This window comes from Ruegeria sp. AM5, assembly GCF_056540645.1.
Genome location: NZ_JBQFXC010000006.1, coordinates 49,456 through 63,530, shown reverse-complemented (window position 1 = coordinate 63,530; position 14,075 = coordinate 49,456). Strand labels below are relative to the sequence as shown.

Annotated in this window: 17 protein-coding genes; 14 read left to right on the top strand and 3 right to left on the bottom strand. The window is 59.9% G+C overall.

The features are described 5' to 3' along the window. Positions 1-55: 55 nt before the first annotated feature. Positions 56-637, bottom strand: a complete 582-nt coding sequence (locus ACR0AH_RS15045) for an NAD(P)H-dependent oxidoreductase (protein ID WP_170425144.1) — start codon at positions 635-637, stop codon at positions 56-58. 120 nt (positions 638-757) lie between these two features. Between ACR0AH_RS15045 and ACR0AH_RS15040 the strand changes: the two genes are divergently transcribed. From ACR0AH_RS15040 to ACR0AH_RS15025, 4 genes are all read left to right on the top strand, one after another. Further along, positions 758-1,636: a LysR family transcriptional regulator gene (locus ACR0AH_RS15040; protein ID WP_170513380.1), complete on the top strand. Its 879-nt coding sequence runs from the start codon at positions 758-760 to the stop codon at positions 1,634-1,636. Beyond that, entirely contained in the window at positions 1,633-2,544 is a 912-nt protein-coding gene (locus ACR0AH_RS15035) for a DMT family transporter (RefSeq protein WP_170597451.1), read from the top strand. Before ACR0AH_RS15040 ends, ACR0AH_RS15035 begins: the two co-directional genes overlap by 4 nt. Before the next feature lie 57 nt (positions 2,545-2,601). After that, positions 2,602-2,880 (top strand): hypothetical protein, encoded by a 279-nt coding sequence (locus tag ACR0AH_RS15030; RefSeq protein WP_170625091.1) that lies wholly within the window; start codon positions 2,602-2,604, stop codon positions 2,878-2,880. 81 nt (positions 2,881-2,961) lie between these two features. After that, positions 2,962-3,375 carry a universal stress protein gene (locus ACR0AH_RS15025; protein ID WP_170597447.1) on the top strand — a complete coding sequence of 138 codons (414 nt, stop codon included), beginning with the start codon at positions 2,962-2,964 and terminating at the stop codon, positions 3,373-3,375. Here ACR0AH_RS15025 and ACR0AH_RS15020 read toward each other — a convergent pair. Then, positions 3,372-3,704 carry an ArsR/SmtB family transcription factor gene (locus tag ACR0AH_RS15020; RefSeq protein WP_170392649.1) on the bottom strand — a complete coding sequence of 111 codons (333 nt, stop codon included), beginning with the start codon at positions 3,702-3,704 and terminating at the stop codon, positions 3,372-3,374. The genes ACR0AH_RS15025 and ACR0AH_RS15020 overlap by 4 nt on opposite strands. A 231-nt stretch (positions 3,705-3,935) precedes the next feature. On the opposite strand from ACR0AH_RS15020, the gene ACR0AH_RS15015 reads away from it, so the two are divergent. The 5 genes from ACR0AH_RS15015 to ACR0AH_RS14995 all read left to right on the top strand — a co-directional run bounded on the left by ACR0AH_RS15015 (position 3,936) and on the right by ACR0AH_RS14995 (position 6,506). Next, positions 3,936-4,268: an AtpZ/AtpI family protein gene (locus ACR0AH_RS15015; protein ID WP_480592541.1), complete on the top strand. Its 333-nt coding sequence runs from the start codon at positions 3,936-3,938 to the stop codon at positions 4,266-4,268. Between the two features lie 2 nt (positions 4,269-4,270). Further along, the gene (locus ACR0AH_RS15010; RefSeq protein WP_170587982.1) at positions 4,271-5,029 is read left to right on the top strand and encodes a F0F1 ATP synthase subunit A; all 759 of its coding nucleotides are present in this window, start codon (positions 4,271-4,273) and stop codon (positions 5,027-5,029) included. Between the two features lie 48 nt (positions 5,030-5,077). Then, positions 5,078-5,302, top strand: coding sequence for a F0F1 ATP synthase subunit C (locus tag ACR0AH_RS15005; protein ID WP_005981269.1), 225 nt, complete (start codon positions 5,078-5,080; stop codon positions 5,300-5,302). Positions 5,303-5,388: 86 nt separating this feature from the next. Next, on the top strand, positions 5,389-5,940 hold the full coding sequence (locus tag ACR0AH_RS15000; protein WP_170694642.1) for a F0F1 ATP synthase subunit B': 552 nt from the start codon (positions 5,389-5,391) through the stop codon (positions 5,938-5,940). A 5-nt stretch (positions 5,941-5,945) separates the two neighbouring features. Then, positions 5,946-6,506 (top strand): F0F1 ATP synthase subunit B, encoded by a 561-nt coding sequence (locus tag ACR0AH_RS14995; protein WP_480592539.1) that lies wholly within the window; start codon positions 5,946-5,948, stop codon positions 6,504-6,506. A gap of 81 nt (positions 6,507-6,587) precedes the next feature. On the opposite strand, the gene ACR0AH_RS14990 is transcribed toward ACR0AH_RS14995, so the two are convergent. Beyond that, positions 6,588-7,358, bottom strand: coding sequence for a FadR/GntR family transcriptional regulator (locus ACR0AH_RS14990; RefSeq protein WP_170392644.1), 771 nt, complete (start codon positions 7,356-7,358; stop codon positions 6,588-6,590). A gap of 151 nt (positions 7,359-7,509) precedes the next feature. Here ACR0AH_RS14990 and ACR0AH_RS14985 point away from each other — a divergent pair, with 151 nt between their 5' ends. From ACR0AH_RS14985 to ACR0AH_RS14965, 5 genes are all read left to right on the top strand, one after another. After that, on the top strand, positions 7,510-8,703 hold the full coding sequence (locus ACR0AH_RS14985) for an aminotransferase-like domain-containing protein (RefSeq protein ID WP_170733730.1): 1,194 nt from the start codon (positions 7,510-7,512) through the stop codon (positions 8,701-8,703). Positions 8,704-8,748: 45 nt separating this feature from the next. Beyond that, a complete protein-coding gene (locus ACR0AH_RS14980; RefSeq protein WP_170392642.1) occupies positions 8,749-9,144 on the top strand; it encodes a hypothetical protein in 396 nt (131 codons plus the stop codon). A 141-nt stretch (positions 9,145-9,285) separates the two neighbouring features. Further along, entirely contained in the window at positions 9,286-12,741 is a 3,456-nt protein-coding gene (locus ACR0AH_RS14975) for an AAA family ATPase (RefSeq protein WP_170733731.1), read from the top strand. 54 nt (positions 12,742-12,795) lie between these two features. Further along, positions 12,796-13,149, top strand: coding sequence for a hypothetical protein (locus tag ACR0AH_RS14970; protein ID WP_170392640.1), 354 nt, complete (start codon positions 12,796-12,798; stop codon positions 13,147-13,149). A gap of 125 nt (positions 13,150-13,274) precedes the next feature. Then, entirely contained in the window at positions 13,275-14,072 is a 798-nt protein-coding gene (locus ACR0AH_RS14965) for a class II glutamine amidotransferase (protein WP_170648503.1), read from the top strand. Positions 14,073-14,075 lie beyond the last annotated feature (3 nt).

Below are 14,075 nucleotides of genomic sequence, written 5' to 3'. Positions count from 1 at the left end.
CCAGTCTGCCGATTTGCCTCGGCGCAGACTGGACGGTTCAAGGGGGTCAGGTCAATCAGGCTGCCAGTTTGGTGACAGCTTTCTGCGCATTGGACAGGGTTGTTTCGGGGTCCAGTGCCATGCGATCTGCGGCGATGACCTCGACATCATGGATGCCGATGAAGCTCAGAACATGGCGCGCATAGGTGGTGGCAAAGTCGATTTCGGAGCCCACCGCCGTACCGCCCGATGCAACAGCAAGGATGGCGCGTTTGCCTTCCAGCAGACCTTTCGGTCCTTCTTCGGAATAGGAGAATGTCAGACCGGCACGGGCGACCAGATCAATCCAGGCCTTGAACGCGGCGGGAACCGAGAAGTTGTAGATCGGCAGGCCGATGACGATCGTGTCGGCCTTTTGCAACTCGGACACCAATTCGTCCGACAGGGCCAGCAGGTCTTTCTGTACCGCGTCACGCTGGTCGGCGGGGGTGAAATTGGCGCCGATCCAGTCCTCGGTCAGCAGGGGCAGGGGGGTGGCCAGATCGCGGCGGATGATGCGGCTGGCGTTCAGGTGGCGAACCACGCGGTCGGACAGATCGCGGGTGGCAGATCCAGTGCGGCGGGCCGAGGCGTCGATATGCAGGATGGTTTTGGTCATTTCGGGGCGTCCTTTGTTGCGGAATTACCTTCTGTTGCCCCAATATGGCTGTTGCGTGCATGAACAAAACTCGGATATATCAACAAGCATTGTTAGAATTTGCACATTGGATCAGATGCAATGGACAATTGGGATGAAGTGAGAACCGCCTATCAGGTGGCGCGCATGGGAACGGTCAGCGGCGCGGCGGATGTGCTGGGTGTGCACCACGCCACCGTGATCCGCCATATCGATGCGATCGAGGCACGGCTGGGCGTCAAACTATTCCAGCGTCACGCGCGTGGGTACACACCAACCGAAGCGGGTGAGGACCTGTTGCGGGTCGCGCAGGCAACCGAAGATCAATTCAACCAGTTGGTCGGTCGCATGAAGGGGCGCGGAGACGATGTCTCGGGCGAGATCGTGGTCACCTCACTGGCCTCACTGGCCCCGCTCATCGTACCGACGCTGACCGAGTTCCAGCAGACCCACCCGGGATTGATCGTGCGCTATCTGACCGGCGACCGCCTGTTCCGGTTGGAATATGGCGAGGCGCATGTGGCGATCCGCGCCGGGGCCGCGCCGGATCAACCGGACAATGTGGTGCAGCCGTTCATTCCGCAAGAGGTCGGACTATTCGCCAGCAAGGCCTATCTCGCGCGCCACGGCAAACCCGCGGACGTTGCAGATTTCGCCAATCACCACTTCGTCGGCAATGATGACGAAAACAGCCGCGCGCCGTTTTCCCGCTGGCTGCGTGCCAACGCGCCGGAGCAGGCGATCACTTTCCGCTGCACCAATAATTTCTGTATGCGAGAGGCTGTTCTGGCCGGTGCAGGCATCGGCTTTATGGCCCGTTGGGAGGCCGCGCGCGATCCCGATCTGGTCGAGGTGATGGCACCGTTGCCCGAGTGGTCTGGCAAGCTGTGGTTGGTGACTCATGTGGATCTGCACCGGACCACTAAGGTGCAGGCTTTCCTATCCTTCCTGAAAGATCAATCCAAGGGCTGGCTGCCGTGACACCGCAGGCGCGCGGCCATCTGGCCATGCTAACATTCTCGGCTTTGGTGGCGGGCAGTTTCTCGCTTGGCTCAATGGCGGCAAATGAGATCGCACCGTCGGCGATCACGGCAGCGCGCTTTGCGATTGCGGCGGTTGTGATCGGCATCGCTGCGATTGCCACAACGGGCATTCCGCGCAGCGCGGCTCGGGCACCATGGCGCTATCTGGTTCTTGGCGGATTGTTCGGAGCCTACTTTGTCCTAATGTTCTACGGATTGAAAACCGCTCCCCCGGTCAGCGCGGCGGCGGTCTTTACGCTGACCCCGGTCATGTCGGCGCTGGCCGGGTGGGTGCTGCTGCGCCAGATCACCACCCCACGCATGGCGCTGGCCCTGACGGTCGGTGCGGTCGGTGCGCTGTGGGTGATCTTCAGAGCGGATTGGCAAGCCTTTCAGGCCTTCGAGATCGGAGGTGGCGAGATCATCTATTTCTGGGGTTGCGCCGCGCACGCCGTCTATACGCCGATGATACGGCGATTGAACCGGGGCGAGCCTGCGGTGGTGTTCACCTTCGGTACGTTGGTTGCGGGGTGTTTGATCCTGACGGTCTGGGGCTGGTCCGATATACGTGCAGTAGATTGGGGCAACCTTCCCGGGATTGTCTGGGTGACGCTGCTTTATATCTCGTTGTTTGCGACCGCCGCCAGTTTTGTACTGGTTCAGTTTGCAGCCCTGCGTTTGCCCGCGGCAAAGGTCATGGCCTACACTTACCTGACGCCCAGCTGGGTGATCCTGTGGGAAATCGCCCTGGGACGTCCTGCGCCGACGGCATTGGTGTTGGTTGGTGCCGGGCTCACCGCTGTTGCGCTGTTGTTGCTGCTGAAAGGAGAAGACGCGCCTGCAAATACTCCTGTGCGCTCGAATTGAAGCTTGTGATTTCTACCTGATGTGGCAGCCTGCCTGTCACCACCAAGGAGCTGGGCCATGAAAACACTGTCACTTATTCCCGCATTGCTGGCGCTGTCCGCCTGTGCCCCCGGTGGCGCGAAAGACGCTGCAGAGGTGGACCTGCAAGCCAGCTGCGAAGCTCTGGTAGGCGCCGAAACCGGCACAGGGCCTGATGGTGTCAAAGCGATGTCGACCCAGTCCAGCCCGACAGGCTCGGTCACTAGCGTATTCGTGGCGGGGGCCGAGGCTCCGTGGCTCTGTCGTGCCGACCCAACGGGGGTTGTGACCGGGGTGGAATATAGCCGCGAGGGCTGAGCCTGCCGTTTGGATCGTCCCGACGGGTCAGACTGGCGAACCGCCCGGGTCGACATATCTCAGGATCAGGAGGACGCCAATATGTTCAAACACATCATGGTCCCGGTCGACCTGCACTTGCCGCCCGAGGTCAAGAAAGCCACCGAGGTTGCGGCGCAATTGGCCAAATGGCAGGGCGCCAAAGTGACCATCGTCAGCGTCACCGGCCCGCAGCCTGGGGATAGCCACCTGACAACAGACGCGATCAAACAAGAATTGCTGACCTGCGCCAGTGAAATTGCGATGCAAAGCGGCACAAGTGTGGACACACGCAACATTCACTCGGTTGATGTCGCGGTCGAGATCGACAAGGACCTGACCCACGCAGCAGAGGAAATGGGGGCCGATCTGATTGTTGTGGGAACCCACGCACCCCGGATCACAGACTATATCCTGTCCAGCCACGCGGGATATCTGGCCAAACACGCCAGCATGTCGGTCTTAGTTGTGCGTTAGGCCTCATCCGGGGGCAGTTCAACTTCTAGAAACCGCTCGAACGCATCCAGATTGACCGGTTCGAACTGTCCGAACCCCTGCATCCAAACCGAGGCCGCACGAAGCGCGTCGGGTTCAAGTTTGCACCACTTCACCCGTCCGCGTTTTTCCTGAGAAATCAGACCTGCTTTGGTCAGGATCACCAGATGCTTTGAAATCGCGGCCAGCGACATTTCGAACGGTTCGGCCACGTCGGTGACGGCCATGTCATCTTCCAGCAGCATCGCTAAGATGGCACGGCGGGTGGGATCGGCGAGGGCTGCGAAGACAGTGTCGAGGTCGTTGGACATGGTTCCGCTGAACCATAGCCTGTGAGTTTGGTCAACCATTTGGTTGAATATGCGGTTTCAGGCTTATCCGCCCGGTCAGCGAATTATACGCCATCGGCAGGTTTCGCGTGGTCTGTAATATTATTATAAAAATCATATACTTAGCGACGTTCATGCTGCGGCTTCATTGCCGTTGACTCTGCGCCTTCAGCCCCTTAGCACCCTACCCAAGACTGTGCGAGGGAAACGCCCGTGACCGAAGATGACCAAAAGCAGCGTATGGCGCAGCTGGAGGCCAAGATCGAAGCGGCGAAAAAGGCCAAAGCGCCGAAACCTCGTGCGGATGCTGACGTATCCGGAGGCGAGCTTGCCTGGAGGATGGTCATCGAAATGGTATCCGGTCTGGGGATCGGATTTGGCATCGGATACGGGCTGGACAGCCTGCTCGGGACAATCCCGATCTTTCTGGTGCTGTTCACATTGCTGGGCCTTGTCGCGGGCGTGAAGGTTATGCTCCGCAGCGCGAAAGAGGTTCAAGAGAAACAAACGGCGGCAAGCGCGGCCGAGAAGGACGAGAGGGACTGAACGTGGCGACCGAGACCACCGCAGCAGAAGGCAGCAGCCTGGTATTCCACCCGATGGACCAGTTCATCGTCAAGCCGTTGTTCGGCGACGGTGCGATTGCCTGGTACACCCCCACCAACGTGACCCTGTGGATGTTCCTGGCGATTGCTGCGATCTTTGGTCTGCTGGTTCTCAGCACTTCGAAGCGCGCGATTGTTCCGACCCGGATGCAGTCGGTGGCCGAACTGGCCTATGGCTTCATCTACAAGATGCTGGAAGACATCTGCGGCAAGGAAGGCGTCAAGTACTTCCCCTATGTCATGACCCTGTTCATGTTCATTGTCTGCGCGAACTTCCTTGGGATGATCCCGACATCATTCACCACTACATCGCATTTCGCCGTGACCATCCCGCTGGCGCTGGCCGTGTTCCTGACCGTGACCGTTCTGGGCTTCGTCAAGAACGGTGCCGCGTTCCTGGGCCTGTTCTGGGTCTCGAGCGCACCGCTGGCCCTGCGTCCGGTTCTCGCGATTATCGAGCTGATCTCGTACTTCGTACGCCCGGTCAGCCACTCCATTCGTCTTGCCGGTAACGTCATGGCAGGCCACGCCGTGATCAAGGTGTTCGCAGGCTTTGCCGCGATTGCCGTGATCTCGCCCGTGTCCGTTCTGGCGATCACCGCAATGTATGGCCTCGAGGTCCTCGTGTCCTTCATCCAGGCCTACGTATTCACCATTCTGACCTGTGTTTATCTGAAAGATGCGCTGCATCCTTCGCACTAAGGTCCGATACCCCAACATCGAAACTTCCAATTCGTAAGGAGACACATCATGGAAGGCGATCTCGCACACATCGGCGCAGGCCTGGCAGCAATCGGTTCCGGCGCAGCCGCAATCGGGGTGGGCAACGTTGCAGGCAACTTCCTGGCCGGCGCCCTGCGCAACCCTTCGGCGGCTGCTTCGCAGACCGCAACCCTGTTCATCGGTATCGCATTCGCAGAAGCGCTGGGCATCTTTGCATTCCTGGTCTCGCTGCTGCTGATGTTCGCCGTCTAATCTGCGGAACCTGATCCTTACGCGCAGGTGGGTCCAAGCCATAGCGGCCCACCTGTTGTAAAGACAACGTTCCGACGGAGGACATCATGGCGACTGAACCCATTAGCGAAGAAGTAGTTGGCTCGTGCGTCGACTCGCATGGCTCTGCCATCGGGATGCCACAGCTCTGCTTCGATTGGTTTCCCAACCAGATTTTCTGGCTGGTCATTACGCTGGTCGTCATCTTTCTGGTCCTGTCCCGCGTGGCTCTGCCCCGCATCGCGGCAATCCTGGCTGAGCGTCAGGGGACCATTACAAATGACCTGGCTGCGGCCGAAGATCTGAAGGCCAAGGCGGTCGAGGCCGAAGAGGCCTATAACAAAGCGCTGGCCGATGCCCGTTCTGAGGCACAGCGTATCGCAGCGGAAGCCCGCGCCGAAATCCAGTCTGGTCTGGATGACGCGATTGCCAAGGCGGACGCGGAAATCGCTGCAAAGGCGGCTGAATCGGAAAAGGCAATTGCCGACATCCGTGCCGGTGCGCTGGAAAGCATTCAAGTGGTTGCCAAGGATACGGCGGCTGAACTGGTCACAGCGCTGGGCGGCGAGGCGGATGCCAAAGCCATCAACAGTGCCGTAGACGCGCAGACGAAAGGATAAGTGACATGCGGAACACTTTTGCCCTTATCCTGACCGTTGGTGCCGCCAGCCCCGCGCTGGCTGCAAGCGGCCCGTTCTTCTCACTTGGCAACACCGACTTTGTCGTCCTTCTGGGCTTCATCGTCTTCATCGCGGTCCTGTTCTACTTCAAGGTTCCCGGCATGATCGGCGGTGCGCTGGACAATCGCGCCGAAGGCATTCAGTCCGAACTGGACGAAGCCCGTGCCCTGCACGAAGAAGCGCGCAGCCTGCTGGCCTCGTACGAGCGCAAGCAGCGCGAAGTGCAGACTCAGGCAGACGCCATCGTGGCCGCAGCCAAAGAAGATGCGGCTTTGGCGGCCGAGCAGGCCAAGGTTGATCTGGAGAAATCCATCGCGCGCCGTCTGGCCGCTGCGCAGGATCAGATCGCATCGGCTGAGGCTTCTGCAGTTAAAGAAGTTCGCGATCAGGCCATCACCGTAGCGGTTTCGGCAGCCAACGCCGTGCTGGCCAAACAGATGACCGCAACGCAGGCGAATAAGTTGATCGATGCATCCATCGCGGATGTGGGTGAAAAGCTACACTGATCGCCTGGATCATATGATTTGAAAAACCCGAGGGCCTCAGGCTCTCGGGTTTTTTCTTTTTGTGGCTCCCAGTTTGAAGGATCAGACCTCTCCAGTCTCGTGCTTCAAACGCTGTTGCGCGATCTCTTCATTGCGCAGGGCCTTCTGCTGATCGGCCATGCAGCTTTTGACAAAGTTCAGATGATCTTCGACCGCCTTCCGTGCCCCTTTCGGGTCGCGGTCCTGCAGGGCTGTGTTGATGGCTCGGTGCTGGTCCAGAATTGCGTCGCGGGTGGTGCGTTGCTGGAACATGATCTGTCGGTTGTAGAATACGCCCTGCCGCAGCAGATCGAACATCGACCGCATCATATGCAGCATCACCACGTTATGACTGGCCTCGATGATCGCCATATGGAACTGGGCGTCCAGATGCGCCTCTTCTTCGGCTGCATTGCGGGCGTGGGCGTCTTCCATCTTGTCCAGTATGGTCTGCACCACCTTCAGATCGCTGCCCGAGCCCATGCGAGCGGCACGCTCAGCCGCTAGACCCTCCATGTCACGCCGGAATGAGAGATAGTCGAACACTGCCTCGTCGTGATTGCCGAACAACCGGATCAAAGCCGGCGCGAAGGCCGAGCCCAGCACCTCGGCCACATAGATGCCCGATCCGGCCTTGGCAGTCAGCAATCCCTGCTCCTGGAGGTCCGAGATTGCCTCGCGCAGCGACGGGCGCGACACGCCCATCCGCTCGGCCAGCTCCCGTTCTGAGGGCAGGCGTTCTCCGGGGCGCAGAATGCCGCGCAGGATCAGCAGTTCGATCTGGCGCACAACAGCCAGTGACAGTTTTTCGGTTTGAACTTTTTGAAAAGGCATCTGGCTATCACTTGGAATTGGTCAAGTCACTTGACCACGTTTGTAAGGGGCGTTCAAGTCGCTCACAGAGGTTGAAACATTAGGTCAGAATTATTGACATAAGAGGCGCATTGCCTAATCTGCGACCCAAGGGCGGAGGAGGCCCCCTACGATGGATCAGCTCTACGCCACCCGAACCGCTCGGATGAAGGCTTCCGAAATCCGCGAATTGCTGAAACTGCTGGGCGAGCCCGGTATCATTTCCTTCGCAGGCGGTATTCCCGACCCCGCTTTGTTTCGAGCAGAGGCTTTCGCCGAAGCGTTTCAAAATGCGCTTGGCCCAGATCAACAGGCGCAGGCGCTGCAATATTCGGTCAGCGAAGGCTATGCCCCGCTGCGTGAATGGCTGGCCGACCATATGCGTGGGATCGGCGTTACATGCGGCATCGACAACATCCTGATCACCTCGGGCTCGCAGCAAGCGCTGGATTACTTGGGTAAGTTGTTCTTGTCACCGGGTGATACTGCGTTGGTTGGGTGGCCCACATATCTGGGCGCGCTCAATGCGTTTGACGCTTATGAGCCGCGCTTTGACCAGCTTAGCATCAATGGCAATCGTGGGGCTGCCGAATACCAGGCCGCCGCCGGCAACAGCCCGATCAAATTCGCTTATCTCTCCGCCGATTTTGCAAATCCGACTGGTGAGACGGTCGATCTGCGGGGCCGGGAGGCGCTGCTCGATCTGGCAGATGAATTGGATTGCGCAGTGATCGAGGACGGAGCCTATCAGGCGCTGCGCTATGACGGCGATCCGATCCCTCCGATCCTCGCGTTAGAACATGCGCGCAAGGGATCGATCGAGAACTGCCGGACGATCTATTGCGGCAGCTTCTCGAAAACTCTTTCACCGGGGTTGCGGCTGGGTTGGGTGGTTGCAGCAAAACCGGTGATCTCGCAACTGGTGCTTCTGAAACAGGCGGCTGATCTGCATTCTTCTACGATCAACCAGATGGCGGTTTATCAGGTGGCGCGGGATCGCTTCGACACTCATGTCCCCATGCTGCGCCAGACCTATGCCGCGCGCCGCGATGCGATGCTTGAGGCGCTCAAAGAACACATGCCCAATGGCGTCGACTGGACCCGACCCGAGGGCGGCATGTTCATTTGGGTCACTCTGCCCAAGGGAATGAACGGCGCCGACCTGCTGGCGAGGGCGCTGGAAACGGTCAAGTTGGCCTTTGTCCCCGGTCAGGCTTTCTATCCCGACGACAGCGGGTCCAATACCATTCGACTGAGTTTCTCCAACTCGGATGAGGACACGATCCGCGAGGGTATACGCCGGTTAGGAGAAGTGTTGCGCGCCTGAACCGGGGAAAGGTTTCATTAACCATATTGTCGCTAATAAAGCAGCATGATCCGCGTGCTCGCTTTCCTGTGCCTCGCCGCCTGCTCAGGTGGTACACCCTATTTTCGCGACTTGCCCGCAACGCGCGTCGCGGTGAATGGCAGTATCTTCGACGTCCGCGTCCGCAATGAACTGGCCGAGGCCGTCCGCGTGAACCCGCAATACGCGCCGCGTCTGGGTCCGATCCGCGATCGGGCTGCGCTGGCCATGGCGCAGGTCTCGGGCTGTCCGCTTCTGGATGTTCTTGGCGATGCGGCCGTCACTGTGGGCGTGCTGGGCTGCGACCAGGAACTGGGGGAAAAACTGATTTTCGGCGCACTCCTTCGCCGTCCCTATGAATGCGTTGATTACGGATATTACGAAGACTACGGATATCAGGTCTTTGAATGCTCGCCTTACTGAGATACGCGGGACTCCGCGTAGTTTTGCCAAGATGTTGTGGATAACTTGGTCCAATCTCCCATATCCTGCGCAATCACGTTGACACCTCCCCCATCCGTTGCGCAGACTTCTTACCCATAGGAATCATACCAAGAGCAGCCATTGCGCTTTAGCAAACTCAAACTGACCGGCTTCAAAAGCTTCGTGGACCCGACCGATCTGATCATCGCGGACGGGCTGACCGGAGTGGTTGGTCCGAATGGCTGCGGCAAGTCCAATCTGCTGGAAGCGTTGCGCTGGGTGATGGGTGAAAACCGTCCCAAATCCATGCGCGGTGGCGCGATGGAGGATGTGATCTTTGCGGGCGCTGCCACTCGGCCTGCGCGCAACTTTGCCGAGGTGGTCCTGACGATGGACAACTCGGAACGTTTGGCGCCATCCGGCTTCAACGACAGCGACCAGTTGGAAATTGTCCGCCGCATCACCCGCGATGTGGGCAGTGCCTACAAGACCAACGGCAAGGACGTGCGCGCCCGCGACGTTCAAATGCTGTTCGCGGACGCCTCGACCGGTGCGCATTCGCCTGCGCTGGTGGGGCAAAACCGCATTGCCGAACTGATCAACGCCAAACCCCGCGCACGACGTCGCATTCTGGAAGAGGCCGCCGGCATCTCCGGGCTTTATCAACGCCGCCACGAGGCAGAACTGAAACTGAAAGGCACCGAGGCCAACCTGACCCGCGTGGATGACGTGCTGGAACAATTGGGCGGGCAGTTGGCACAACTCGCCCGTCAGGCCCGGCAGGCGGCGCGGTATCGCGAGATCGGCGAGCTGTTGCGTCAGGCCGAAGGGATGCTGCTCTATCGCCGTTGGAAAGAGGCCGACATGGCCCGTCAGGCGGCCGAGGAAAAGCTACGCGACCGGATCACCGAAGCCTCTCGCGCCGAGGCATCCGCCCGTGAATCCGCCGCCAAACGCGCCGAGATCGAGGAAACCCTGCCGCCCTTGCGTGAGGAAGAGGCCATCGCTGCCGCCGTCCTGCAGCGCCAGCAGGTGCAGCGCGATCAGCTGTCGGATCAGGAAACCCGCGCACGCCAGACGATTGAGACTCTGACCAACCGTATCCAGCAATTGGGCAACGACATCGAACGCGAATCCGGTCTGAACCGGGACGCGGGTGAGATGATCGAACGGCTCGAATGGGAGGCCCGCGAGCTTGCCAAAGCCGCCGATGGCTATGACGAAAAGGTCGCTGAAGCTGCAGAAGTTGCGCGCGAGGCCGCGTCAGTGCTGCAGGATCGCGAAGATCACCTGTCGCAGGAAACCGAAGACATGGCCCGTCTGGTGGCCCGCCACCAATCGGCGCAACGACTGGTTGAAGACAGCCGCAAGACACTGGCTCGTTCCGAGGGCGAGGAAGAAAAGGCCCGCGCCGCCGTGGACGAGGCGCGCAATGCCCTTTCCCGCGCCAGCGAGGCGTTCGAGACCGCGCAGGAGGGTGAGGAAGAAGCCCGCGAAGCTGCTGAAGCAGCGGAAGAAGCGCTGGCCGCCGCCGACGAGCTGCGCAACGACACGCAGGCGCGTGAGGCCGAGGCCCGCGCCAAACGCTCCGAGGCCGAGGGTGAGCTGGGCGCTATAAGGGCCGAGACCACCGCGCTGGCCAAGCTGGTCGAACGCGACACGGCTGAGGGTGGGCAAGTGCTCGACATGCTGCGGGTGGCAACGGGCTTTGAAAAGGCATTGGGGGCTGCGCTGGCGGATGACCTGCGTGCACCGTTGGTCGAGGGCGACGGACCTTCAGGTTGGGTGCAGGTAGCGGGCTATGACAGCGACCAGCCCTTGCCCGATGGGGCCGAGCCGCTGGCGTTGCATGTGTCCGGTCCCGACCGCCTGAGTCGCCGTATTGCGCAGATCGGTTTGGTCGATGCGGATCAGGGCGCGCGCCTGCAGGCGTCGTTGAAACCGGGTCAACGCTTGGTCTCACGCTCGGGCGATTTGTGGCGCTGGGACGGATTCCGCGCCTGGGCCGAGGATGCACCAAGCGCTGCCGCCCTGCGTTTGGAACAGCTCAACAAGCTTGAGGCGCTGAAACAGGAACTGACACGCACCGAGGCGCAGGCCGACGGCGCGCGCGCCGCGCATGAAGCGCTGTCACAGCAACTGGCCAATGTAACCGAGGCTGACCGCCGCGCCCGCGAGGCCCGCCGTGCCGCGGATCAGCGCATGGCGGAAACCGCGCGGATGCTCAGCCGGGCTGAGGCGGATCGAAATCTGGCGCAAGGCAAGCTGGAAACACTGACCCTCGCGGTCGACCGTCATAAGGAAGACGCCATGTCCGCCCGCGCACAACTGCGTGAGGCTGAAGGCGCGTTGACTGGCCTGGGCGATCTCGACAGCGCCCGCGCGCAGGTCGAGGACATCAAGCAGACGGTCGAGGCGGCGCGGATCACCATGCTGACCCACCGCTCGACGCATGATGAATTGCGCCGCGAGGGCGAGGCGCGCACCCGGCGCACGCAGGAGGTGACTAAGGACCTCAGCGGTTGGCGGCATCGTCTGGAAACGGCGGAAAAGCGGATATCGGAACTGGCCGAACGCAAGGAAAGCTCGGAAGAAGAACTGACCGAGGCGATGGCGGCCCCCAGCGAAATCGCCGAGGCACGGGAAGAACTGAACGAGCTGATCGAAACCGCTGAGTCTCGGCGCGCCGAAGCCGCCGACAAGTTGGCCGAGGCCGAGACCCAGCAGCGCGAGGTGGTTCTTGCCGAGCGCGAAGCCGAACGTCTGGCCTCGGAGGCGCGCGAAAGCCGCGCGGCGGCTGAGGCGCGTTGCGACGCCGCCAAGGAAAGCGTAGTCGCCGCAGCAGAACGCATTGCCGAGGATCAGCAACTGACGCCGAACCAGCTGCTGAACCAACTGGACGTGAACCCTGACCAGATGCCCGCCGCCGACGCACTTGAAGCCGAAGTGAACCGCCACAAGCGTCAGCGCGACGCCATGGGCGCAGTGAACCTACGGGCTGAAGAGGACAGCAAAGAAGTTCAGGAAGAATTCGACACGCTGAACGGCGAAAAGGCCGATCTGGAAGAGGCGATCAAGGCCCTGCGCAGCGGCATCGCCAGCCTCAACCGCGAGGGTCGCGAACGCCTGCTGACCGCGTTCGAGCAGGTGAATTCCAACTTCGCCATGCTGTTCAAGCACCTGTTTGGTGGCGGTGAGGCCAATCTGGTCATGGTCGAAAGCGACGATCCTCTGGATGCGGGCCTTGAGATCATGTGCCAGCCGCCGGGCAAAAAGCTCTCGACTCTCAGTCTGCTTTCGGGCGGCGAACAGACCCTGACCGCGACGGCGTTGATCTTTGGCGTGTTCCTTGCCAACCCCGCCCCGATCTGTGTGCTGGACGAGGTCGACGCCCCGCTGGACGATGCCAACGTCACCCGCTTCTGCGACTTGCTGGACGAGATGTGCCGCCAGACCGATACGCGTTTCCTGATCATCACCCACCACGCGGTGACCATGGCGCGGATGGATCGGCTGTTCGGTGTGACGATGCAGGAACAGGGTGTCAGCCAACTGGTTTCGGTCGATCTGAAAAAGGCCGAGCAGATGGTCGCTTGATCGATCACTGCAACGTTATGAGCCATCGCCCGTGTATGAGGGTAGGCTAGCATCATGATCCGATATTTCACCCTCGCATTGCTCGCGGCCAACCCCCTCTGGGCTGCCGAATGGCCCACGAAACCCGGTGACGTCCCCTTGACGCCAGAAGAATTGGAGGCTTTGGCCGGTCGTACTCTCACTTTCTACGACGACGGCCAGTCCAAATACTCGGCTGGAGGGGCCTATTCTTATACCTATGCCAGCGGAGAATCCGCCTTTGGCACCTATTCCATCGCCGGGGACGGCAGTGTTTGCATCGCTTATCGCAATGGGTTCAGCCGATGCGACCTATATGTCCGCAGTGGTGAGCGGTTGATCCTGATCGACGAGAAAGGCGATCGCTATCCGGTCAGAGCGAGTAATTGATCTGTTTTTCCCGATCAATTGGTAAATTTGATAGAGGCTTTGAGTAAAAACGGAAGAAAACGGGATAATCATCGTCAAATCAAGTTGTAGAATGCCCTGGATCGAAAAACTGATGGGGATGCCAAATGTGCCGTTTTTTGGCTTGGGTTGGGGAGCAGCGATATCTGGATGAATTGATTCAGGAGCAAGAGCAATCGCTTGTCATTCAAAGCCGCAACGCGTTGATTGGGAAGACACCAATCAATGCCGATGGGTTTGGACTGGCCTGGTATTCTGATCGCGAAACGCCCTGTTTCTACAAGGACACTCATCCCGCATGGTCCGATGCAAATCTCAAACAACTGGCTCATCACACACGATCACGACTGTTTTTGGCCCATGTAAGAGCGTCGACAGGCACTGCGACCTCGCGCAACAACTGTCACCCATTTGGATTTGGCAAATGGAGCTTCATGCACAATGGCCAGGCTGGAGGGCATGACCAAATCCGGCAGCAGCTCGATGCTATGATCCCGGCACATTTATACGGGCACCGAATGGGTGCGACAGAAAGTGAAGCGATCTTTTTGATTGCTCATGGCGAAGGTCTGGATTCAAATCCGATCGACGCAATGGCACGGGCCGTGGGGCGGGTGGAAGCGCTGTCCCGTCAATGCGGATCGTCGCCTTATATGCGGTTTGCTGCGTGCTGGTCAGACGGCAAGCGTGTATTTGCGGCGCGCTATGCGTCTGATCGTTATGCACCCAGTCTGCATTACCGAACCTCAGAAGACGGGATAGTGATATCGTCCGAACCGCTTGATGCAGACAGTGACGGCTGGGTTGAAATACAGCCCAATACCGCCATCGTCACAGAAGGCTCGCTGGTATCTATCCATGCGTTTGATCCGTCAGTGAAACGTGAACCTGCAAAGGTTGCCTAGGCG

Excerpts from the sequence above, each read along its gene's own strand:
- ACR0AH_RS15005 (WP_005981269.1), top strand. The coding sequence starts at position 5,078 with ATGGAAGGCGATCTCGCACACATCGGCGCAGGCCTGGCAGCAATCGGT.
- ACR0AH_RS14980 (WP_170392642.1), top strand. The coding sequence starts at position 8,749 with ATGATCCGCGTGCTCGCTTTCCTGTGCCTCGCCGCCTGCTCAGGTGGT.
- ACR0AH_RS14995 (WP_480592539.1), top strand. The coding sequence starts at position 5,946 with ATGCGGAACACTTTTGCCCTTATCCTGACCGTTGGTGCCGCCAGCCCC.
- ACR0AH_RS15025 (WP_170597447.1), top strand. The coding sequence starts at position 2,962 with ATGTTCAAACACATCATGGTCCCGGTCGACCTGCACTTGCCGCCCGAG.
- ACR0AH_RS14965 (WP_170648503.1), top strand. The coding sequence starts at position 13,275 with ATGTGCCGTTTTTTGGCTTGGGTTGGGGAGCAGCGATATCTGGATGAA.
- ACR0AH_RS15040 (WP_170513380.1), top strand. The coding sequence starts at position 758 with ATGGACAATTGGGATGAAGTGAGAACCGCCTATCAGGTGGCGCGCATG.
- ACR0AH_RS15020 (WP_170392649.1), bottom strand. The coding sequence starts at position 3,704 with ATGTCCAACGACCTCGACACTGTCTTCGCAGCCCTCGCCGATCCCACC.
- ACR0AH_RS14990 (WP_170392644.1), bottom strand. The coding sequence starts at position 7,358 with ATGCCTTTTCAAAAAGTTCAAACCGAAAAACTGTCACTGGCTGTTGTG.
- ACR0AH_RS14970 (WP_170392640.1), top strand. The coding sequence starts at position 12,796 with ATGATCCGATATTTCACCCTCGCATTGCTCGCGGCCAACCCCCTCTGG.
- ACR0AH_RS15045 (WP_170425144.1), bottom strand. The coding sequence starts at position 637 with ATGACCAAAACCATCCTGCATATCGACGCCTCGGCCCGCCGCACTGGA.
- ACR0AH_RS15030 (WP_170625091.1), top strand. The coding sequence starts at position 2,602 with ATGAAAACACTGTCACTTATTCCCGCATTGCTGGCGCTGTCCGCCTGT.
- ACR0AH_RS15000 (WP_170694642.1), top strand. The coding sequence starts at position 5,389 with ATGGCGACTGAACCCATTAGCGAAGAAGTAGTTGGCTCGTGCGTCGAC.
- ACR0AH_RS14985 (WP_170733730.1), top strand. The coding sequence starts at position 7,510 with ATGGATCAGCTCTACGCCACCCGAACCGCTCGGATGAAGGCTTCCGAA.